General features: G+C 60.2%; 8 protein-coding genes. 1 reads left to right on the plus strand and 7 read right to left on the minus strand.

Features of this window, described 5'->3' with window-relative positions:
- A partial coding sequence (locus WFL93_RS21890; RefSeq protein ID WP_336779029.1) for a transketolase family protein occupies positions 1 to 1,164 on the minus strand: 1,164 nt, incomplete at its 3' end.
- Between the two features lie 273 nt (positions 1,165 to 1,437).
- On the opposite strand from WFL93_RS21890, the gene WFL93_RS21895 reads away from it, so the two are divergent.
- Positions 1,438 to 2,193, plus strand: a complete 756-nt coding sequence (locus WFL93_RS21895; protein ID WP_336779030.1) for a M48 family metallopeptidase — start codon at positions 1,438 to 1,440, stop codon at positions 2,191 to 2,193.
- Between the two features lie 149 nt (positions 2,194 to 2,342).
- Here WFL93_RS21895 and WFL93_RS21900 read toward each other — a convergent pair whose 3' ends face one another.
- From WFL93_RS21900 to WFL93_RS21925, 6 genes are all read right to left on the minus strand, one after another.
- The gene (locus WFL93_RS21900; RefSeq protein ID WP_336779031.1) at positions 2,343 to 2,750 is read right to left on the minus strand and encodes a YidB family protein; all 408 of its coding nucleotides are present in this window, start codon (positions 2,748 to 2,750) and stop codon (positions 2,343 to 2,345) included.
- Between the two features lie 54 nt (positions 2,751 to 2,804).
- Positions 2,805 to 3,725, minus strand: coding sequence for an agmatinase (speB, locus tag WFL93_RS21905; protein WP_007890305.1), 921 nt, complete (start codon positions 3,723 to 3,725; stop codon positions 2,805 to 2,807).
- Between the two features lie 264 nt (positions 3,726 to 3,989).
- Complete coding sequence (locus tag WFL93_RS21910) at positions 3,990 to 5,216, minus strand: HlyD family type I secretion periplasmic adaptor subunit (RefSeq protein ID WP_049850714.1); 1,227 nt, start codon at positions 5,214 to 5,216, stop codon at positions 3,990 to 3,992.
- On the minus strand, positions 5,213 to 7,384 hold the full coding sequence (locus WFL93_RS21915) for a type I secretion system permease/ATPase (RefSeq protein WP_049850713.1): 2,172 nt from the start codon (positions 7,382 to 7,384) through the stop codon (positions 5,213 to 5,215). The genes WFL93_RS21910 and WFL93_RS21915 overlap by 4 nt, the downstream gene beginning before the upstream one ends.
- Positions 7,381 to 8,832, minus strand: coding sequence for a TolC family outer membrane protein (locus WFL93_RS21920; protein WP_336779032.1), 1,452 nt, complete (start codon positions 8,830 to 8,832; stop codon positions 7,381 to 7,383). The genes WFL93_RS21915 and WFL93_RS21920 overlap by 4 nt, the downstream gene beginning before the upstream one ends.
- Positions 8,833 to 8,906: 74 nt before the next feature.
- Positions 8,907 to 24,029 carry an Ig-like domain-containing protein gene (locus tag WFL93_RS21925; protein WP_336779033.1) on the minus strand — a complete coding sequence of 5,041 codons (15,123 nt, stop codon included), beginning with the start codon at positions 24,027 to 24,029 and terminating at the stop codon, positions 8,907 to 8,909.
- Positions 24,030 to 24,080: the final 51 nt, after the last annotated feature.

The raw sequence follows: 24,080 nt of genomic DNA on the forward strand, positions 1-24,080 counted from the left end.
GGTGAGGTTGCTTGGCGCCAGGTCAGCCGAGCCGCCCAGATATTCCGGCAGGATTTTACCGAAGGCTTCGATGGCGTTCTGCGAGGCTTTACGGCTGGCGATTTTCGCCGGGTTGGCCTGCAGCTGCTCAATGAATTTCTGCGACTCGCTGGCCCAGTTAGCCGGCAATTCGTTGTTCACGCGACGCTTGAACTCAGCAGCCAGCTCCGGATGCGCGGCAGCGTAGGCAGCAAACTTCTTATCCCACGCAGACTCTTTCGCCTGGCCGGCTTCTTTAGCATCCCACTGCGCGTAAATGTCTGAAGGGATTTCGAACGGACCGTGGTTCCAGCCCAGCTGTTTGCGGGTCAGCGCGATTTCATCGGCACCCAGCGGCGCGCCGTGCGAGTCGTGCGTGCCGGCTTTGTTCGGCGAACCGAAGCCAATCACGGTTTTGCACATCAGCAGCGAAGGTTTATCGGAAACCGCTTTGGCTTCTTCCACCGCTTTCTTAATCGCGTCAGCGTCGTGACCGTCCACGCCGCGCACCACGTGCCAGCCGTAGGCTTCGAAACGTTTGGCGGTGTCGTCGGTGAACCAGCCGTCGACGTGACCGTCGATGGAGATGCCGTTGTCGTCATAGAAGGCGACCAGTTTGCCCAGCTTCAGGGTGCCGGCGATGGAGCACACTTCGTGTGAAATACCTTCCATCATGCAGCCGTCGCCCATAAACACGTAGGTGTTATGGTCTACGATGTCATGGCCCGGACGGTTGAACTGCGCCGCCAGCGTGCGCTCGGCAATGGCGAAGCCAACGGCGTTAGCGATGCCCTGGCCAAGCGGGCCGGTGGTGGTTTCCACGCCTGCGGTGTAGCCGTATTCCGGGTGGCCTGGAGTTTTGGAGTGCAGCTGACGGAAGTTCTGCAGCTCGCTCATTGGCAGATCGTAGCCGGTGAGGTGCAGCAGACTGTAAATCAGCATTGAGCCGTGACCGTTCGACAGCACAAAGCGGTCGCGATCTGCCCACAGCGGGTTAGTAGGGTTATGGTTCAGGAAGTCTCGCCACAGCACTTCGGCGATGTCCGCCATGCCCATCGGGGCACCCGGATGTCCCGAATTGGCTTTCTGTACTGCATCCATACTTAACGCGCGAATGGCGTTGGCAAGCTCTTTACGAGAGGGCATCTTCTACTCCAGGTCGGATTAATGCTCCGCCACGCTTAACTTATTGTAATTAATCAGTTATAAGGCGAAGCGAGAAAAAAGTCGCACATCAATGTACATGAAAATCAGGGCAAAAGTACATGCATCGGGGTGCTAAATAGCGGGTAAACGGTTGCATTTCCGGCCTTGTCTGCTAGCCATTGAATAAGTTGCGAGCTATAACCAATGCGTTTAAACACCTGCGACGGTTTCAGGTGTTTGTTTTCTTTACCTTGTTACCTAAAGGATGCGGATATGAAAATAAGAGCCACGATTGTTGCTCTGGGCCTGGCTTCGCTGCTGAGCGGCTGCGAAGGATTCGACAACAACGCGCTGCTGCAATCTGGCGCGCAGGCTTATCAAGCCTATGCGCTGAACGATTCACAAGTGAAGGAGTTGAGCGACCAATCCTGTGCGCAGATGGATAAAGACAACCAGCTTGCGCCCGCCAACAGTGAATATCAGCAGCGTTTGAATAAAATCGCTGCCGCGCTGGGCGACAATATCAACGGCGTACCCGCCAACTACAAGGTGTATCAAACCAAAGACGTCAACGCCTGGGCGATGGCGAATGGTTGCATCCGCGTGTATAGCGGGCTGATGGATATGATGACCGATAACGAAGTGGAAGGCGTGCTCGGCCATGAAATGGGCCACGTTGCGCTGGGTCACACGCGTAAAGCTATGCAGGTCGCGCTGACCACCACGGCGACACGCACTGCGGCGGCATCGGTAGGCGGCGTGATTGGCTCGCTGTCACAATCGCAGTTGGGTGAAATGGGCGAGAAGCTGGTCAATGCACAGTTCTCGCAAACCCAGGAGTCACAGGCCGATGATTACTCTTACGATCTGCTGAAAAAACGCGGCGTGAATCCAATGGGCCTGGCGACAAGCTTTGAGAAGTTGGCAAAACTGGAACAGGGGCGCCAGAGTTCGATGTTTGATTCTCACCCGGATTCTGAAGCACGCGCGCAGCATATCCGCGAACGTATTGCCGCAGACGGGAAGTAAATAGTGCTCGCGGTCCCCCATCCCGGCCTTCCCCCGTTAACGGGGGAAGGAGACGCAGCCATATGCAGCTTCTGAACGCACATATCGCAGCATCTTCCTCCCCCGTTAACGGGGGAGGACCGAGGTGGGGGGCAGCCAGCAAAGAACGATTAACGCTTAAACAAACCGTCCACCATCGCGCCCAAATCCTGCGTGCTGGACGTATCGATGTGGCCCTGCGGCGATAACTTATCAATCACCTGCGGTAGTAACGCGGCCAGCGTGCCGGACGCGCCATTCACATCGGTGCCCAACTTGTCCGCCAGCGACTGGAGCTGCCCAGGCTCAAGTGCATTTTGGATATCGCCGCCGCCAATCGACTGATTATCGCCGCTGCCGATCCAGGTATTCAGCACCTGCCCCAATCCGCCCTGTTGAAACTTCTGCAGCAGTACTTCAACACCGCCCTGCTCCTGCACCCAGTTCCAGATAGTCATCAGCTGCTGGAGCTGATTACCCTGTCCACTTGCGCTGTTGCCATTGCCCAGCGATCCCACTAAATCGTCTAGCAAGCCCATAAAAGCCTCCGCAGATTAATTAACCGCCACTAAGTGTAGCCGCAGGCGCAAGGATTAACCTTTATTCGCCGCCTGCACGTGCAGCATATCCAGCGCCAGTGTGGCCGCCGCCAGCGAAGTGAGATCGGCGTGGTCGTAACCCGGCGCCACTTCCACCAGATCCATACCAACGATATTCATGCCCTGCAAACCGCGAATCAGCTTGGTGGCTTTATCGCTGCTCAGGCCGCCAATCACTGGCGTGCCAGTGCCCGGCGCATGGGCAGGATCAAGGCAGTCGATATCAAAGGTCAGATACACCGGCAGATCGCCGACGGTGCGCTTCACTTCCGCCAGAATATCGTCGACGCTGCGATCGTTGACCTGAGCTGCATCCAGCACGTTGAAGCCAAGGCTCTTGTCGAACTCGGTACGAATACCGATCTGCACCGAATGCTGCGGATCGATCAAACCTTCTTTCGGCGCGGTGAAGAACATGGTGCCGTGGTCGAAGGTTGGGCCGTTGGAATAGGTATCGGTATGCGCATCGAAGTGCACCAGCGCCATTTTGCCGAAGTGTTTAGCGTGCGCGCGCAGCAGCGGCAGCGTCACGTAGTGGTCGCCGCCGAAAGTCAGCATGCGTTTACCGTTCGCCAGCAGCTTCTCGGCGTGCGCCTGCAGTTTGTCCGACAGATCCTGTGAATCGCCGAAGGCATACACCAGATCGCCACAGTCGACGACGTTCAGACGCTGACGCAGATCGAAATCCCACGGCCAGCGACAGCCTTCCCACGCCAGATTGGTGGAAATCTGACGAATCGCGCCCGGCCCTAAACGGCTGCCCGGACGGCCTGATGTCGCCGCATCGAAAGGAACACCGGTAATCACCCACTCCGCATCGCTGTCGTAAGGTTGGAAGTTCAGCGGGAAGCGCATGAAACCGAAAGCGTTAGAAACCAGGGAGTTATCGTACTGATTGCCCAGGGTGTTATACATAAATCGTCCTCTTTAATCCGTCATTAGCCTAATAAGGTATACCCTAAATAATTCATGCTGTAGGAAGGCGGCAAACGAGAGAATCCCGATGAGCTTACTTGAGTAAGTGATTCGGGTGAACGAGAGCAGCCAACGCACCTAGAGCATGAAGTATTTAGGGTATAGATGAAAAAAATCCCCTCCGCGTCGTTAGGCCCGACGAGGAAGGGATGATGGGCGCGATTATCGCGAAGATTGCAGCGCCCTGCAATCGGGCAGCAAAAATCAGCGTTCGCGCATCGCCTCTTTGCCTTTATTAAACGGTTTTATCAGGTAATCCATCACCGTTTTCTCGCCGGTTTTGATATCCACGGTAGAAACCATCCCCGGGCTGATGGAGAAGCGCTTACCGGCTTTATTCTGTACGTAGTCGTTATCGGTACGGATAAACACGCGGTAATAGTAGATCTCCGGTTTGACCTCATCCTGAATGGTATCCGGCGAAATGCTCTCCACCACGCCGTTGAGGCCGCCATAAATGGCGTAGTCATAGGCGGAGATCTTCACCACCGCGCGCTGGCCGGGATGAATAAAGGCGATATCACGCGGCGACAGTCGCGCTTCAATCAGCAGACGATCGTTCATTGGCACGATGTTCATCAGCTCACCATTCGGTGGCACCACGCCGCCGACGGTGGAGACTTTGATGTTTTTCACAATGCCGCGCATCGGTGAACGGATGGTTAAACGCGTTACCGTGTCTTCACGCCCTTTCACCACCTGCGCCATGCTGTCGGCTTCGGCGTTGGCCTTCGCCAGCTCTTCGCGCGCCTGCACGTAATATTGCGAGCGCATGTCAGTAAGCTTCAGCTCCAGATCCGATTTATCACGCTGCAAACGCAGCACCTCCACGCTACTGGCGGCACCGGTTTTCGCCAGGCGCTGCGTAATCGCCAGTTCGCGGTTGGCCAACGCCAGCGACTCTTTAAACTGCGCGGTGGCATCGGAGAGCTGAGCGCGGCGGGTTTTGTACAGCCGGGTTTCTGAGGCCTCCAGCTCGGGAAACTTATCCAGCTCCGCCGGGAAGGTGAGCGGCTGATCGTTCACTTCCGCCGTCAAACGGGCCGCCGCTGCCAGCGCCGCACGATAGCGCGCGGCACTCTCACCGACGTTGGATTGCGAACGCGTGGCGTCAAGCTTGGCCACAATCTGTCCGGCCTGCACCTGATCGCCTTCATGCACATACAGCTCGGTCAAAATGCCGCCCTCCAGCGATTGCAGCACCTGATCGCGCGAGCTGGGGATCACTTTGCCGGTGCCGGTTGAGACTTCATCCAGCACACCAAACCACGCCCAAATCACCGTGACGAGGATCAACGCGGTGCTGATGACAATCAGCCGCACGGCGCCGGTGTAATGGGTTTCGGATCGCAACTCGCCCAGCAGATCGTCGGAGGAGTCCACCTCGGCGGCGGTCACCAGCCGCAGTCTTGCCGGTAATTGTTTGATCATGATTGCGCCTCCGGTTGACTACCGTTAGCGCGCGGCGGCGGCAAGGCGTTCTCTTTCGGGCTATCCATCACCAGCTGTCCCTCTTTCAACACCAGCACACGATCCACCAGCGCCAGGATCGCCGCTCGATGCGTGGCGACGATCAGCGTGCGACCATTCAGCCACTGGCCAAGACGTTCGATAAACTCCTTCTCGGTGTGATCGTCGAGCGCCGCCGTCGGCTCATCCAGCAGGATAATGTTGGGATCGCGCAGCAGCATACGCGCCAGCAGCAGCGACTGGCGCTGGCCGCCGGAAAGTCCGGTGCCACCTTCCATAATCGGATGATCGAGACCGAGCGGCAGACGACGAATAAAGTCTGCCCCGCCGCTGACGGTCAGCGCGCCGAAGATGGCATCATCGGTGGCGTGCGCCGCGCCGAGAGTCAAATTTTCACGCAGCGTACCGTGAAACAGGCGCGCATTTTGCGTCAGCAGGCCGACGTTGCGTCGCACGTCGGCAACATCGATATGCGGCAAACTGAGGTTATCCAGCCGCAGCTCGCCGCCGACTAAATCAATGCCGCCGCACATCGCCTGCAGCAGGGTCGATTTGCCGGAACCGTTGCGCCCCAGCACCGCAATGCGCTCGCCCGGTTTAATCGTCAGGCTTTTAATGCGCAGCGCGATAGTCATCGAATCGGTGTAGTAACGGAACATGGCGTCGGTGAACTGATAGTGACCAAACAACACCGGCGTGTGAATGCGCGTCTCGTCCTTGCTGTTTTCCACCGGCAAGTTCATCAGCGCATCGAGGCTGCCTTTCGCCGCTTTCACCTGCTGCCAGCGCGCCAGCACGCCGCACAGTGTCGCCATCGGCGCAATCATGCGTGAAGAGAGCAGCGACGCAGCCACGATGGCACCGGTGGTGATATCGCCGTCGATCACCATCGGCGCGCCGATGACGATCACGCTGGCATACACCAACCCTTGCACCGTCACGCCCCAGGTGATCAGCGAGTGCATCACTTTGCGCATCTCGACGCCGGATTGGGCGGTGATGCGAATGTAGCTGTTCCACTGCTGCAGGAAGCGATCTTCCGCCTGCATCAGCTTGATGTCCTCCAGCCCTTGTACGCTCTCCACCAGCACCGCGTTACGCAGCGTCGACTCTTTCAGGTTTTGCTGCGCCAGCTTCGACAGTTTTTTCTGGCTCAGCACCCCCGGCAAGATCATCAGCAGCACCGCCACCGGCGCAATCCAGGCCAGCTGCGGCGCGATGATTGCCATCACCAGCAAGAACAGCAGGAAGAATGGCATATCGACAATCGCCGTCACCGTGGTGGAGGTGACCATTTCGCGGATCGACTCCAGCTCGCGCAGCTGCGAGATGAAGGTGCCGGTCGAACGCGGCACCGCGCTGCTCCGTAGCCGCAGCGCGTGACCAAAGACGCGATCGGAGACGCGCATGTCGGCGCGTTTACCCAGCAGATCGGTGACGTGATCGCGCCCGACGCGCAGGATATAGGTGAACACCACCGAGATAATCACCCCGATATACAGCACGTACAGCGTCGGATAGGACTGCGCCGGAATCACCCGGTCATACACCTGCATCGAGAAGATAATACCGACCAGCGCCAGCAGGTTGATCAGAAACGATCCCAGCATCACGTAGCCGTAAGGACGCAGATCGTGCAGCACCAGGCGGCGCAGCCAGTCCGGTTTCACCGTCGACAGATAGCGATCAACGCGGCTGTCTTTGGCCGCCGTCACCGGCCGCAGCGCCGCGGCAAAGCGGATTTCCGGTAGCAGCGTTGCCAGTGCAATCGGCGCTGGCTGTTCATCACCGGCAAAGTGCACCCGCACCTCATCGTCACCGTCAAACTGGGTGATCACGCCCACCTGACCATCGGCCAGCTCTACCGCCAGCGGCAGCCGCCAGCTGGTGATCTCCCACTTATTCTCTTCATACAGCTGCAGCGATAAACCCGCCTGGCGCGCCAGATGGCGCAACGCTTTGTCACGCGTCTGTTTGCCTTGCCACTCCGCAGCGGCCATGATCATCCCCGGCGAACAGGGCAAGCGATAATGACCGGCGATCAAGATAATGGCGGTGGCCCATCCGTGCAGGGGCACATTTCCCCCGGAGGCGCTATCGGGCGCATCGGGAAGTTGTAATTGCGTCATGGCTGGATCTCCACGGACTGGATCCGCTGGTTATTCAGGGCAAACGCCGACCGCATATGCCCGGTGCTGTAGAGGCAATCGAGCTGCAGTGAGCGTAACTGGCTAATGGTTTGCTGCAGCGTGAAACGGGTCTGGAACACCTCCTGCTCGGCGTTGAGCACGTCCAGCAGCGGACGCGTGCCAAGCTGCAGATACTGATCCTGATACAGCGATTGGGTTTTCTCACCCAACGTCTGTTGCCGACCCATGATGGCGAGGCTGAGCGCCAGGCTTTGCGACTCGTTCTGCGATTCGCTCAGCTGCTGCCGCGCCTTGAGCCGCGCCGAGTTGACGGCCGCATTGGCGGCGCGCAGCGCATTGGCGGCCGCGTCACGGCTGGCGGTGATGCCACCGCCCTGATAGAGCGGCATCTCGACTTTGACAAAGGCGGAATATTGCGTGCGATCCAGACTTTCGCTGCCGGAGTAGTGATCGTTGAGATAATGCGTCACCTGCGGTTCCAGCGAGATGGTGGGCATATTTTGCGCATTCGCGTTATCGAGTTTTGCCTGCGCCTGATTGGCCTGCGCCCAGGCCGCCAGCACCGCTGGATTGAGCTTGTCATCGGCTTTCGCCATCTGACAGGATTTGGTGAGATTGGTGGGGAAATCATCGCTGACTTTTTTCACCAGCGGCCAGCCCAGATAGGTCGCCAGCGTGGCGCGCCAGCGGTTAAGATTGGCCTGATACTGCGTCAACGTGGTACGCGCGCCTTCGATACGCGCATCGGTTTGCGTCGCATCCGACAGTGACGCCGCGCCCTCTTCATTTCGCTGGCGCGCCAGATCGCCAATTTTACTCAGCGCCGCCAGCTGCTGCTGCGCAATCGTCACCAGTTGCTGATAACCCTGCACTTCCACCAGCGCTGCCGCGGTATCGTGCGCTACGGTGTCAATACTCACCAACACGTTGGCCTGCTCCTGCGCCACGCCCGCTTCGGCGGAACGCACCGAGCTGCTGACCTTGCCAAAGTCATACAGCATCTGCGAAACCGACAGCACAAACGATGGGCTGAAGCCCTTTTCGCTATAGGCGTTACTGTAGCCGTTATTCATCCCGGCACTGATTTGCGGATAGTATTTGGCTTTCGCCACATCAACCTGATTGGCCTGTTCCAGCATCTTGCCAACGGCTTCGGCAATATCCGGATGCCACTGAATGGCGCGCTGCACGGCCTGGTTGATGGTGAGAGAGTCGGGTACGTTGGTAAGGGCCGGTTCAGCCACCTCGCCGGCTAATGAAGGGAGTTCCTGTTGTTGCGCCAAACCTGCTGAAGTAATACGCCCCGCGTTGGTTAACGCGTCACTGGCCGCTAAAAGTTGAGAACTGTAAAGTAAAGCCATGCCCGCACAGAGAACGCTGAGCTTAAACGAACGGCGAAAAGTTGCGCCTGAGTGCATCAGTTCCATCGATAGTCCACCAGTCAATAAAGAGAAAGGGGCACATCCCTGTGCCCTTACTGCATCCCTGCGTCACATAGCCGTTAGACCGTGTGGTTTTGGTGCGGTTGTTGCAGCAGCTCCTCCAGAGAAACGTTCACGCCTTCCAGCGTAATCAGTTGAGTCGCGCTGTAACCCGTACCGGTACCGTCACGGTCAATTGAGAGCACCGTATTGCCATCTGAAGTATGGTCCACTTTCACGAAATCATTAATATTACTTGTGGAATCATTCCAGCCGATAAGCAAGTTACTGACATCAATTTTGTCGCCTTGCGCAACATTGAAGTCGGTCCAGGTATCGTGACCGTTACCGCCGGTGGCATCCGCGCTCGCCAGTAAGTGATACACCAACGTATCTGCGCCGGCACCGCTGGTGATGGTGTCGTCGTAGGCACCGCCGGTCAGCGTGTCAGCCCCCGCTGTGCCTGTGATGGTTGGATGCAGCTCAATGGTGAACGACTGACTGGTGATGGTGCCGTCATTCGCGGCCAGGGTATAACTGAACACCTCTTTGTGAGTGAGCGATTGTCCATCCACGCCGGCATTCAGCGCATAGGTATAGCTACCGTTGGCGGCAATACTCAGCACACCAAAGTCCCCGGCAATCGCCGTGGTACCCACGCTGTGAACCGTCGTGATATCACCGTGTTCATTAGTGATACTCAAGGTTCCCGTATGACTCGCCGTTGATGAACCGTAGATGCTGCCGCTGGCATCGTGGTCGCCGCTGGTGGTGTCAGCAAACAAGCTGTTAGCTGCCAACAACGAGGTCGCCGACGCACCATTGTGCAAATTCACCGTCAGGCTGGCCGAGGTCAACGCACCGCTCGCATCCCTTACCGAGTAAGTAAAAGTATCCGCCGCTGGCAGGGTATCGATATTCAGACCCGCCTTCAGTGCATAGGTGTAGTTACCGTGTGAATCGATGGTCAGGGTGCCGTAAGTGGTGTTGATCACGGTGTTGCCCGTCGCCGCCACCACGTTGCCCGATACCGCCGTCACTGCTGTGCCATTAGGAATGGTGCCCGCCAGCGAACTGGTGTCGTTAGTCAGCAGGTTACCGGTGACCGTTGCCGCCACCGTGACAGCCAGCGTCGTGATGTCTGACACCGTGCTAATCGTGGAGGTTGGCAGCAGACTGACGTTAACGGTTGAAGCGACGATCACCGCGTAGTTGCCGGTACCCAGATTGTTATAGGTCACGTTGGCACCTTTCAACGTTCCCAGCGACAACACGGCACCGAGGTAGTTAGTGGTGCTGTTAATCAGCAACCAGGTGCCATTACTTTGCTGCTCATACAGATTCAATGAGTAGTTGGTTAACAAACCCACGCTGCTGATTGAACCGTTCAGCGTTACCGTACGCGTGTCATCCGGCCCCACGTTAAACAGGTAGGCGTTACCATTGGTCAATACGCTGGCTTGCAGCACATTGCCGAGCCCGACCGTAAGCAGCGCGGTGTGCGACACGCTGGTCGTGCCATTGTTCAGCGTGCCGGTTTGGGTGGTGTAATCCACTTCGTTGACATCGTTGGCCGCCACGATACGAATCGCGCCGGTCAGCGGGCTGCTGGTGGAGACGTTACCCGCGCGGTCAGTCTGAATCACCGACAGCGAGGCTCCGGTGGTCTGCGCGGTACTCAGGCTAACCGACCAGGTGCCGCCCGTGCCGACGGTCGCCGTGCCGAGGGCGTTGCCGCCCGCATCACGCACGGTGACGATGGCGCCCACCTCACCGCTACCGGTGACGGTGGTACCGGCATCGTTAATCGCCAGACCGCTAACCGCCGCCGGTGGCACCGTATCGACATTAACAGTCACTGCCGTATTGCCGGTACTCACGTTGCCCGCCGCATCAGTTACCGTCACGCTCAGCGGATGCGCACCGTTCGCCAGCGCTGTGGTGGTGTAGGTCCAGGTTCCTCCTGCGCCCACCGTCACGGAACCCAGCGCAGTGGTGCCATCATAGATGGTGACAATCGCGCCCACTTCCGCCGTACCGTTGAGGACCGGCGTGGTATCGCGAGTGTAAGCACCGTTAACCAACGTCACTGGCGTGCTGCCCGCATCGTCGGTGATGGTGAGTGAACTGGCCGCTGGCGCCACCGTGTCAACGCGCAAGGTAGTCGAGGCGTTCGGGCTGACGTTGCCCGCCGCATCGGTTGCCGTCACGTTCAGCGTGTGCGTGCCGTTGCTCAGCGGAGTAGAGATAAAGCTCCAGCTGCCGTTGCTGCCTACCGTGGTGGTGCCGAGCAGCGTGGTGCCATCGTAAACGCTGATCCTTGCCCCCACTTCGCCGTTACCGGTCAACAGCGGTGTGCTGTCGTTGGTCGCGCCGTTATTCGGGATAGCGATTGCCGTGCTGCCGTTGTTGTTAGCAGCGACAAGACTGGTCACCGCCGCCGGTGCCACGGTATCGATCGTCACCGAGGCCGCGGTGGTACCGCTGACGTTACCGGCCGCATCGGTCACCGTGACGCTCAATGGATGCGTGCCCTGAGCGAGCGTGGCGGTGGTGAAGCTCCAGGTCCCGCCGCTGCCAACGGTCACAGTACCTAACAGCGTGCCACCATCGAAGATAGACACCCTGCTGCCCACTTCCGCCGAACCGCTCAGCGTTGGTGTGGTGTCGTTAGTGGCACCGCCGCTCGGCACCACGGTGCCGGTAACGTCGTTAGTAATCACCAGCGTTGACGCCGCTGGTGCCACGGTATCGACGGTGATAGAGACCGTCGCCGAAGCCGCGCTGGTGTTACCTGCCGCATCCGTTACCGTTACGCTGAGCGGATGGGTGCCGTTGCTCAGCGTCGCGGTAGTGAAGGTCCATGCGCCAGTACTGCCCGCCGTCACGGAACCGAGAACGGTGGTGCCATCGTAGACAGTGACAATGGCGTTCGCTTCCGCCGTGCCGCTCAGCGTTGGCGTGGCGTCATCGGTAGAGGCGCCGTTGGCCAGGGGTCCCTGAATCGTCCCGACATCATCGGTGATCACCAGATTGGTGACCGGATTCGGTGCCACGGTGTCAATGCTCAGGGTGGTGGACGTGGTTGGGCTGACGTTGCCCGCCGCATCCGTCGCCGTCACATTCAGCGTGTGGGTGCCATTACTCAGCGCAGTGGAGACGAAGCTCCATGTGCCGTTGCTGCCCACCGTGGTGGTGCCGAGCAGCGTTGTCCCGTCGTAAACGCTGATCTTCGCACCAATCTCACCCGAACCGGTTAACAGCGGCGTACTGTCGTTGGTCACGCCATTGTTCGGAATGGTCACCGCCGTACTGCCGTTGTTGTTGGCTGCCACCAGATTGGTAACCGCCGCCGGTGGCGTGGTATCGATAATCACCGAGGCCGAGGTGGTGCCGCTGACGTTACCCGCCGCATCCGTTACCGTGACGCTCAGTGGATGCGGGCCGGTGGTCAGTACACCGGTCGTGAAGGTCCAGCTGCCGTCGCTGCCGGCAATCGCCGTACCCAGCGGCGCAGCGCCATCGTAAATCGTGACTCTACTGCCCGCTTCGGCCACGCCGCTCAGCGTTGGCGTGGTGTCGTTGGTGGCTCCGCCGCTCGGCACCGTGGTGTTGGTGACGTCGTTAGTGATCACCAGCGTTGATGCCGTCGGTGCTACCGTGTCTACGGTGATGGAGACTGGCGTGGTAGCCGCGCTGGTATTACCCGCCGCATCTTTCACCGTTACGCTGAGCGGATGAACGCCGTTACTCAGTGTGGCGGTGGTGAAGGTCCAGGCACCGCCGGCTCCAGCAGTCACCGAACCCAACACCGTGCTGCCGTCATAGATGGTGACAATTGCATTGGCTTCCGCCGTGCCGCTCAGCGTTGGCGTGGCATCATCGGTTACCGCGCCATTAGCCAGCGGTCCCTGAATCGTGCCGACGTTATCGTTGATCACCAGGTTAGTCACCGGTGACGGTGCCACGGTATCAATCGTCAGGGCGAACGCGGCATTCGGGCTGACGTTGCCCGCTGCATCGGTCGCCGTGACGTTAAGGGTGTGCGCTCCGTCCGCCAGGGTTGGCGTAGTGAAGCTCCAGCTGCCGTTGCTGCCTGCGGTGACCGAACCGATAATCGCGGTGCCATCACGGATGATCACCAGACTGCCCGCTTCTGCGCTACCGCTGAGGGCTGGCGTATTGTCGTTGGTGCTGCCACCCGCGTTAATCGCTACCGGCGTGCTGCCGTTGTTATTGGCCGCCGCCAGCCCGGTGATCGCCACCGGCGCCACGGTATCAATATTCACCGTCGCCGCGGTGCTGCCACTGACGTTACCGGCCGCATCGGTCACCGTCACGCTCAGTGCATGCGCGCCCTGGGTCAGAACATCGGTGGTGAAGCTCCATGCCCCGCCGCTTCCTGCCGTCGCGGTGCCCAGCAGCGTTGTGCCATCGTAAACCGAGACGCGGCTGCCCGCTTCCGCCGTACCGCTCAGCGTTGGCGTGCTGTCGTTGGTCGATCCGCCATTCGGCACCGTGGTACCGTTGGTATCGTTGGTGACCAGCAGCGTTGCGTTGGCCGGTGCCACCGTATCCACATTGACCGTGAAGTTGGTCGCGGTGCTGGTGTTGCCCGCCGCGTCGCGCACCGTCACGCTCAATGGATGCGAACCATCACTCAGTGCGGCAGTGGTGAAGCTCCATGCGCCGTTGCTGCCGGCAACCGCAGAACCCAGCACCGTGCTGCCTTCCGAGATGATCACCACGTTGCCCGCCGTGGCGGTTCCGCTCAGCGTTGGCGTGTTGTCATCGGTTGAAGCGCCGTTGCTAAGGTTACCGGTTGTGGCACCCACGTTGTCAGAGACCAGCAGATTGGTGACGGGCGTTGGTGCCGCCGTGATCACCGTGAGGCTGATCGAGGCATCTGGGCTGACATTGCCTGCTGCATCGGTCGCCGTCACCGTCAGCGTATGCAGACCATCAGCGAGCGTTGGCGAGGTGAAGCTCCACGCACCGTTGCTGCCTGCAGTGACTGAACCAATCTGGTTGGCGCCATCGAAAATTTTAACGATGCTACCGGCTTCCGCCGTACCGCTCAGCGCTGGCGTGCTGTCGTTAGTGGTGCCACCAGCGGCAATCGCCACCGGTGAGCTGCCGTTGTTGTTAGCCGCAGCCAGACCGCTGACGGCTGCAGGAGCTGCAGTATCAACGATCACCGTTGCCGTACTGGACGCGACGCTGGTATTCCCTGCTGCATCGGTCACGCGCACGGACAGCGCATGGCTACCGTCACCCAGTACTGCGGTGGTGAAGTTCCAGTCACCGCCCGCACCGGCAGCCACTGAACCCAGCAGCGTGGTGCCATCGTAAATAGTGATGACGCTGCCGACTTCCGCCGTACCGCTCAGGGTTGGCGTATTGTCGTTGGTCGCACCGCCATTCGGCACCACCGCACCAGTCTCGTCGTTGTTGACCACCAGCGTTGAGGCGTTTGGCGCAAGGGTATCCACGGTGAGATTCACCACATCCGAGCGCGGTCCAACGTTGCCCGCCGCATCGGTGACGGTAACGCTCAGCGCATGCCCGCCCTGGCTGAGGGTTGGCGCGGTGAAGGTCCACTCACCGCTAGCGTTGGCGACCGTAGAGCCAATCACCGTGTTGCCATCATAAACCGTGACAATACCGTTGGCTTCGGCCAGTCCTGCCAGCCGTGGCGTGCTGTCGTTGGTGATACCGTTGTCAGCAATCGGTACTGTGATGCCGTCGTTGTTATTGGCGGCAGACAGATTGGTGGCGGCGAGCGGTACTCCGGTATCGATAGTGAAGTTCACCGTCGGCGATGTCGCTCCCGGATTACCGACTGAATTAACCGTAGTGATATAGATACCGTGCGCACCATCGGCTAGCGTAGGCGTAAAGCTCCACTGCCCAGTGTTGCCAACGGTAACGCTGCCCAGCACGGTAGCGCCATCATGGATGGTGATCACATCCCCTTCCTCAGCGGCACCGGTTAAGACCGGCGTGCTGTCATTACTGTTGGCACCGTTGCTCAACTCAACCGGCGTGGTGCCGTTGTCATCGGTGATCACCAGCGTGCTGGTGGCGGGTGGCAGATCGGCGGCAATGTTCAGCGTAAACGCCGGACTGCTCACCGCGCTGACGTTACCCGCCGCATCGGTTACCGTGAAGGTGAAACTGTGCCCGCCATTAGAGAGCCCGGTACCCGGCGTATAGCTCCAGTTACCGCCAACCGCGTTGACGGTACCCAGCAGCGTGGTGCCATCGTAAATCGAAATTCTACTGCCCGCTTCCGCCGTACCGCTGAAGGTTGGGGTGTTGTCATCGGTGGTGACGCCGTTGGTCAATGGACCGGTGCTGCCGCCTACGTTGTCGTTTACCGTCAAATCATCGAGAGTGATCGGATCCGGCACCGACGTATCGATATAGACGGTAATCGGCGTCGCTTCAGGCCCGGTGGTACCCGCCGCGTTAGTGACCGACACGGTGAAGCTATGCTGGCCATCCGACAAGGTCGTGGTTTGGAAGCTCCATGTGCCGTTATCACCCACCGTGGTGGTGCCGAGCAGGGTAGGTCCTTCGTAAACATTGATGGTGGTGCCCGCCACACCGGTACCGCTTATCACTGGGGTGTTGTCGTTGGTATCCCCTTCATTCGCAACCTGCACCGGCGTGGTATTGGCGTCGTTATAGACAGCAAAGCTCAGCACTTGCGCTGGCGTTGAGGTATCCACCGTCAGCGATACCGAGGCATTGGAACTGACGTTACCCGCCGCATCCGTCACGCTGACGTTCAACGTATGCGTGGCATTCGAGAGCGCCGTGGTGGTGATGCTCCACGCACCATTGCTGCCCGCTATCGCCGAACCCACCAGCGTGGTGCCGTCGTAGACTCTGACCACAGCATTGGCTTCCGCCGTGCCGCTGATGGCTGGCGTGCTGTCGTTGGTGATGCCGCCGTCAGCAATCGTGATCAGCGTGCCGCCATTGTTGTTCTGCAGCAGCAGATCGTCAGCCGGCTGCGGTGGCGTAACATCCACCACCACGGTAAAGCTGGCGGAAGGCGCGCTGACATTCCCCACTTCATCGGTCACTGTCGCGGTCAGCGTGTGCGAACCGTCCGTCAACACAGGCGAACTGAAGCTCCAGCTTCCGTCGCCCAGCGCCGTGGTGCTGCCAATCACGACATTACCGTCGTAAATGGTCACCAGACTGCCCGCTTCTGCCGCACCGCTCAGCAGCGGTGTGTTGTCACTGGTGCTTGCGCCGTTAGGCACCAGCACCGGCGCACCGCTATTGTCATTACTCACCACCAGCGTGGCTGGCGTAGGTACGGTGGTATCAACGGTAAACTCGATCGCCGTGGAAGCGGGGCCCGCGTTACCTGCCGCATCGACAACGGTGGTGGTCAGACTGTGCTCGCCATCATCAAGCTGCGGTGAACTAAAGCTCCACTGCCCGTTGCTACCCACCGAAGCGCTGCCCAGGATTTCAGTGCCATCACGAATAATGATGGTGCTGCCCGCTTCTGCCGTACCGGTAAGGAACGGCGTGTTGTCGTTGGTTGCCCCCCCGTTGGTGATGGCAACCGGTGAAGTGCCCTCATCGTTGCTGGCGACAATATTCCCCGCAACTGCCGGTGGAGTGGCATCGATCACTACGCCAATGGTGGCAGGTGCGCTGACGTTACCCGCCGCATCACTGGCCGTAACGCTGAAGGTATGCGTACCGTCCGCCAGCGCCGTTTGCGGCGTAAAGCTCCATGTACCGCCCGCTCCCACGGTGGTGGAACCCAGCACGCCATTTTGATCGGCAATGGTAATGATACTGCCCGCCTGGCCCGAACCGCTCAGCACCGGCGTGTTGTCATTGGTGAGGCCGCCGTTCGGGATAGTGACCGGCGTGCCGATATCGTTAGTCAGCGTCAGTCCGGTTGCGGCTGGCGGTGCTACGGTATCGACAGTGACGGTAATCGCGCTGCTTGCCGGGCTGGTATTCCCCGCCGCATCGCGCACTGTCACGCTCAGATTATGCGTACCGTCAGTCAGGGTGGGTGAGAAGCTCCAGTCGCCCTGCGCATTGGCGATGGCGCTGCCCAACACCGTGGTGCCATCAGAAACGATAACAATGCTGTTGGCTTCCGCCGTACCGCTCAACAGCGGCGTGCTGTCGTTGGTAGTGCCGTTGTTGGCAATCGGCACCGGCGTGCCGCCGTTGTTATTGTTGAGTTCAAGGCCCGTCGCCGCCACCGGCGCAACGGTATCCACGGTAAAGGCAATCGCGCTGGATGCGGGACCCACGTTGCCAGCTGGATCGGTGACCGTCGCCGTCAGGCTATGGCCGCCCTCACCCAGCGTTGGCGTGGTGAAACTCCACTGGCCATTACTGCCAACAATCGCGCTACCTAGCACCTGCGTGCCATCCCGTACCGTGACGGTGCTGCCCGCTTCGGCGGTGCCGCTGAGCAGCGGCGTGGCATCGTTAGTGGTGCTATTGCCATCAATCGCCACCGGCGTGCTGCCGTTGTTATTACTCAGCTCCAGCCCGTCTGGTGCTGCCGGCGGTGTGGTATCGATGCTGAAGTTCAGCGCCGCCGATGGCGCGCTAACGTTACCGGCGGGATCGGTCACCGTGGTGGTCAGACTATGCGGCCCCTCGCCGAGCACCGTCGAAGTGAAGCTCCAGTTGCCGCTGCTGCCTACCACCACCGAACCCAGCACGTTGCTGCCATCAGAGATAGTCACCGTGCTGCCCGCTTCGGCGCTACCGCTCAATACCGGCGTGGTGTCGTTGGTGGAACCGCCTACGGCGATGGGCACCGCGGTGCCGCCTGAATCATTGCTCAGCTGCAGACCGGTGGCTGCCGACGGCGCTTCGGTATCCACTGTAAAGGTGATGGCCGTGGACGGTGCGCTGCTGTTGCCTGCGGCATCGGTGACGGTCGCCGTCAGGCTATGCTCGCCCTGGCTCAGCGCCGGTGTGGTGAAGCTCCAGGCTCCGTCGTTTCCGACAATCACCGTGCCGAGCACGGTAGTGCCATCGCGCACGACCACGATACTGTCCGGATCCGCGTTCCCACTCAGCACCGGCGTGGTGTCGTTGGTCGCACCGCCGGAAGCAATTGGCGCTGGCGTGTTGCCCTGATCGTTATTGAGTTCCACGTCAGTAGCTGCTGGCGGTGCTTCGGTATCAATGGTCACCGTTACCGCCGATGATGCCGGGCCGACGTTACCCGCCGTATCGGTCACCGTGGTGGTCAGACTATGTCCACCTGCATCCAGTGGTGTGGTTGGTGTGAAGCTCCATTTGCCATCGGTGCCGACCGTGGTGCTACCCAGCACCGCGCCATTATCACTGACCGTCACCACGCTGCCCGCTTCGGCGCTGCCGCTTAATACTGGCGTGGTGTCGTTGGTGCGGCCACCGGTATCAATCGGTACCGCTGTGCCGCTGCTGTCATTGCTGAGTTGCAGATCGGTGGCGGCGGCTGGCGGTGTGGTATCCACGGTAAAGGCGATCGGTGTGGAAGCGCCGCTGCTGTTGCCAGCCGGATCGGTCACGGTGGTGGTCAGGCTGTGCGCGCCCTCACCCAGCGCGGTAGCGGGGGTGAAGCTCCAGCTGCCGTCAGTGCCCGCGGTTGCTGTGCCCAATACGGTTGTGCCATCACGCACCGTGACGGTGCTGCCCGCCTCCGCGGTGCCGCGCAGGATAGGAGTGTTGTCATTGGTGATGCCGCCGGCAGCGATGGTCGTGCCGCCATCATTGCTCAGCTGCAGCCCGGTTGAGGTGGCCGGTGGTTGAGTATCCACCGTAAAGGCGATTGCCGTAGACGGATCGCTGACGTTGCCCGCCGGGCTGGTCACGGTGGTGGTCAGGCTATGCGCGCCTTCGCTCAGGGCTGGCGTGGTGAAGCTCCAGGTTCCACCGCTGCCCACCGTCACCGTGCCCAATACCGTGGTGCCATCAAGCACCGTGACGGTGCTACCTGCGGCTGCTGTGCCGCTGATCACCGGCGTGGTGTCGTTGGTTGCGCCGCCGGAGGTAATCGGCACTGGCGTGCCGCCATTGTCATTGTTGAGCGCCACGTCGCCTGCTGCCGGTGGCTGCGTGGTATCAATGTTGACGGTGATCGGCGTTGAGGTTGGCCCAACGTTGCCGGCCGGATCGGTGACGGTGGCGGTGAGCGTATGCTCGCCCGCCGCCAGCGGTTGGCTTGGCGTAACGCTCCAGCTGCCATCGCTGCCTACGGTGGCGCTGCCAATAATGTCTGTGCCATCACGTACCGTTACGATGCTGCCCGCTTCGGCCGTACCGCTCAGGGCTGGCGTGGTGTCATTGGTGGTACCGCCAGCGGCAATCGGTAGCGGCGTCGCACCGTCGTTATTGCTCAGTTGCAGACCCGTAGCCGCGGCTGGCGGTGTGATATCTACGGTGACCACAATCGGCGTCGATGGCGCGCTGGTATTGCCCGCCGGACTGGTTACCGTCGCGGTTAAACTGTGGTTACCCTCGTTCAGGGCTGGCGTTGTAAAGCTCCACTCGCCGCCGCTGCCGACGGTAACGGTGCCCAGCACGGTGCCGCCATCAGAGACGGTAATAGTGCTGCCCTCCGCTGCGGTACCACTCAACACCGGCGTGGCATCATTGGTCGCCGCGCCTGAGTTAATCGGAACTGGCGTGCCGCTGGTGTCGTTGCTGAGCTGCACACCGCCGGGTGCTGGCGGCGTGGTGACATCAAGGGTAAAGGTCAGTGGCGTACTCGCCGCGCCGGTATTGCCCGCCGCATCGGTCACCGTGGTGGTCAGGCTGTGTGCGCCCGGATCCAGCGCGGGTGACGTAAAGCTCCAGTTGCCATCGTTGCCGACGGCCACCGAACCCAGTACGCTAGTGCCGTCGAGAATCGTCACGATGCTGCCCGGTTCAGCGCGCCCGCTGAGTACCGGCGTCAAATCATTGGTGGTGCCACCATCGGCTATCGGCACCAGCGTGCCGCTGCCATCATTGCTGAGCTGCAGATCGCTGGCAACGGCCGGTGCCGTGGTATCGACAATCACGATCACCACCGACGATGCTGGGCCAACGTTGCCCGCCGGATCGGTGACGGTGGTGCTGAGGTTGTGCTGTCCTTCGCTCAGTGGTTCGGTTGGCGTAAAGCTCCAGTTGCCATCGCTGCCGGTAGTCGCCGTCCCCAACTCGGTGGTGCCGTCGCTGACGGTTACGGTGCTACCTGGCTCGGCGGTGCCGCTCAGCGTTGGCGTGGTGTCATTGGTGGTGCCGCCTGCGGCAATCGGCGTGCCGTCATCGTTACTGAACTGTACATTGCCTGCCGCCGCTGGCGGTTGGGTATCGACGGTGACGGTGACCGGCGGTGACGCTGGGCCGGTGTTGCCCGCCGGATCGGTGACGGTTGAGGTCAGGCTGTGATTACCATCGCTTAGCGGAGGCGTGGTGTAACTCCAGTTGCCATCGTTGCCCACCGTGGTGGTGCCGAGCACGGTGGTGCCATCGGAGACGGTGACCGTACCACCGGCTTCACCGGTTCCGCTCAGCGTTGGCGTATTGTCGTTAGTGCTGCTGCCGGCAGGAATCGGATCGCCTGCATCATTGGTCAGCGCCACATCCGCTGGCGCGGTTGGCACCACGGTATCAATGGTGATGTTGATGGTCGGCGTATCGGTTTCAACACCGGTTGTTGGATTGGTGGCCGTGGCGTGGAACGCGTAGTTGCCATCAGCCAACGCCGCTGGCGTGAAGTTCCACTGCCCATCGGTGCCCGCCACCACGCTGCCAATAATCGTGGTGCCGTTGTACAGGGTTATCAGATCGCCCTCGCTTGCCTGGCCACTCAAAATCGGCGTGGTGTCATTGGTGCTGGAATTGTTTGGCAGTTCCACCAGCGTGCTGCCGCTGTCGTCGCTGACAATCAGCAAGCTGTTGGTGGCCGGTACGCCAGCATCGACATTGAGTGTAAATACCGGCGAAGAGGGACTGACATTACCCGCCGCATCGGTCACCGTGGTGGTCAGGCTATGCTGGCCATTGGTCAGCGCGGCATCTGGCGTGAAGCTCCAGCTGCCGTTGCTGCCAACCGTTGCTGAGCCGAGCAGCGTGGTGCCGTCATAGACGCGCACCACCGCTCCCGCTTCGGCTGTGCCGCTCAGGGTTGGCGTGCTGTCATCAGTAATGGTGCCGGAGGTTAACGGGCCGGTGCTGCTGCCAACGTTATCCGTGACGACCAATCCGCTGGTCGCCGCTGGCGCCACGGTATCAACACTAAAGACGATCGGTGCCGTGGCCGGGCTGACGTTGCCCGCCGCATCGGTCACCGTGGTGGTCAGGCTGTGATTGCCTTCCGCCAGCGTTGGCGTGGTGAAACTCCAGTTGCCATCGCTGCCCACCGTCACGGTTCCCAGCACGGTGGTACCATCCAGAATCGTGACGGTACTGCCCGCTTCCGCGCTGCCGCTCAACACCGGCGTTGCATCATTGATGGCGTTGCCGGAGGTGACGGGTTGCGTAATGCTGCCAGCATCATTGGTGAGTGCCACCCCGCTCGCCGCATCCGGCACCACGGTATCAACGGTGATGTTGATGGTGCCGGAATCGGTCACGTTGCCGCTGGTATCCGTGGCCACCGCGTGGAAGGCGTAAGTGCCGTCGGCCAGAGCCGCTGGCGTGAAGCTCCACTGGCCATCCGCACCGGCGACGGTGCTGCCCAGCAGCGTGGTGCCATTGTACAACTCAACGACCGCATTGGCCGCAGCCAGCCCGCTGAGGGTTGGCGTGGTGTCCTGCGTGCTGGAACCCTCAGGCAGCACTTTCAGCGTGCTGCCGCTGTCATCGGTGATCTCCAGCGTACTGGTAGTTGGCGGCACGCCCGCATTGACGGTGAATTCAACATCGGGGGAGGCCGGGCTGACGTTGCCCGCCGCGTCGGTCAGCGTGACGCTCAGCGAATGGCTACCGTTGCTCAGGGTTGGCGTGGTAAAGCTCCAGCTGCCATTGGTCCCCACGGTAACGCTGCCAATCAGCGTGGTGCCGTCATAAATTTTGACGATGGCATTCGCTTCACCGTTACCGGTTAAGGTCGGGGTGTTGTCATCGGTGGTACCGCCTGCGGTGATAGGGCCGGTGGTGCTGCCGACGTTATCGCTGATCACCACATTGCTGGCAACTGTTGGCGCCTGGGTATCAACCGTGAAGGTGATTGGGCTTGAACCCGGACCGACGTTACCCGCCGCATCGGTCACGGTAGTGGTGAGACTGTGGTTGCCTTCGGTCAGCGTCGGCGAGGTGAAGCTCCATGTGCCATTGCTGCCGACAGTTGCCGTGCCCAGCACGGTGCTGCCATCGCGCACCGTCACTGTGCTGCCCGGTTCGGCGGTGCCGCTGAGCACCGGCGTGGTGGTATTGGTGGCGCCACCGGAAGCGATCGGTTGCAGCGTGCTGCCATCGTTATCGCTCAGCTGTATGCCGCCAGCCGCCGCTGGGGCGACGGTATCGATAGTGATGGAAATTGTCGGCGTTTGCGTCACGTTGCCGCCGGTATCAGTCACCGAGGCGTGAAGAGCATAAGAACCATCAGCCAAAGTGCCTGGAGTAAAGGTCCACTGACCATCACTGCCCGCCACCACGCTACCCAGCACGGTTGTACCGTTGTACAGCGTGATAAGCGCTCCGGCGGTGGCGAGGCCACTCAGCGTTGGCGTGTTGTCGTGGGTGCTGGCACCGTTGCTAAGCTGCACCAGCGTGCTACCGGTATCATCGGTGATTTCAAATGAGGTGGTGGCTGGCGGAATACCGGCCTGAACATTGACTTCATATGCAGGCGACGCGGGACTGACGTTACCGGCGGCATCAGTCAAGGTAACCGTTAAGCTGTGGCTACCGTTGCTCAAGGTTGGCGTGGTGAAACTCCAGCTGCCATTTGCTCCCACCACCGCCGTGCCGAGCAGGGTTTGCCCGTCATAAACGCTCACCACTGCGCCTGCTTCACCGCGCCCACTCAGGGTTGGCGTATTATCATCGGTGGAGGAGCCGTTTGGCACATTGCCTGAGTTATTGCCGGAGTTATCACTGAGTGACAGCTCCGTAGCAGCGGCAGGCGCCTGGGTATCCACGGTAAAGGTGATGGTGGTCGGCGTACTGGAATTACCCGCCGCATCGGTGGCAGTGATGCTTAGCGTATGGCTACCCTGGCTCAGCGCTGGGCTGGTAAAGCTCCATGCGCCATTGCTACCGACGGTAACGCTGCCTAGCACCGTATTGCCATCACGAATGGTGATGATGCTGCCCGCTTCTGCGGTACCGCTCAGCTGTGGCGTGGTGTCATTGGTAGCACCGCCGTTGGTGATCGGCTGCGCAGTAGAGCCGCTGTTGTTCACCACGGTCAAACCCGCCACGGCATCCGGCGCTACGGTATCAACGGTGAAACCTACGGGATTTGACGCCGCGCTGGTATTGCCAGCGGCATCGGTTGCGGTCACGCTCAGGCTATGCTGGCCATCCGTCAGCGTAGGCGTGGTGAAGCTCCAGCTACCATCGGCACCTGCGGTCACTGAGCCGATCAGCGTATTGCCGTCATAGATGCGGATGATGGCACCCGCTTCTGCGGTTCCGCTTAACGTTGGCGTGTTGTCGTCGGTTATGCCACCTGCACTGATCGTGCCCTGATAGGGGCCAACGGCGTCCGTAACCACCACATCGCTCACTACGGCTGGTGGTGTGGTGTCAGGATCGGTCGGGTTAGTGGGATTGCCACCGTTATCTCCAGGTGAGGCATTTCCGCCACCGCCGCCAGAGCCAGCAAACAGCGCGCCGATACCGGCCAGCGCTGCACCACCGATACCGAAGGCGGCAATGGTGCCGTCATTGGTGGTGTTTTCCGCTAACAGACCTTCGGTGCTGTCGATAGAGACATACTGGAAACCTTCTGTACCGGGATCTTCCACCCACCACATCGCGCCGCGATCGTCCTGCAGGACCAGATCGCTATCGCCATTCGGGCTATAAAAACCATGAATAACAACCACTTCACCAGACTTTGTGGTGACTACTAAATCATTACCATTGCGTGTGAAAGACTTAATATCAGACTGATTAAGATGCAGCTTCACTACACTAGGAGCGGTTAAATTAACTTGATTTCCACTCAGCTCAGAAGCAATGGTCCCACCTTTGGGGGTTACTGAGATATTATTCATGTTATTGAGATCCCGCGCAGTTCTATAAAAATGCCCGGCATCCGCGGACAC

It is taken from the genome of Pantoea sp. USHLN256, from assembly GCF_037149875.1.
In the GTDB taxonomy this organism is placed as follows: Bacteria; Pseudomonadota; Gammaproteobacteria; order Enterobacterales; family Enterobacteriaceae; genus Pantoea; species Pantoea nemavictus.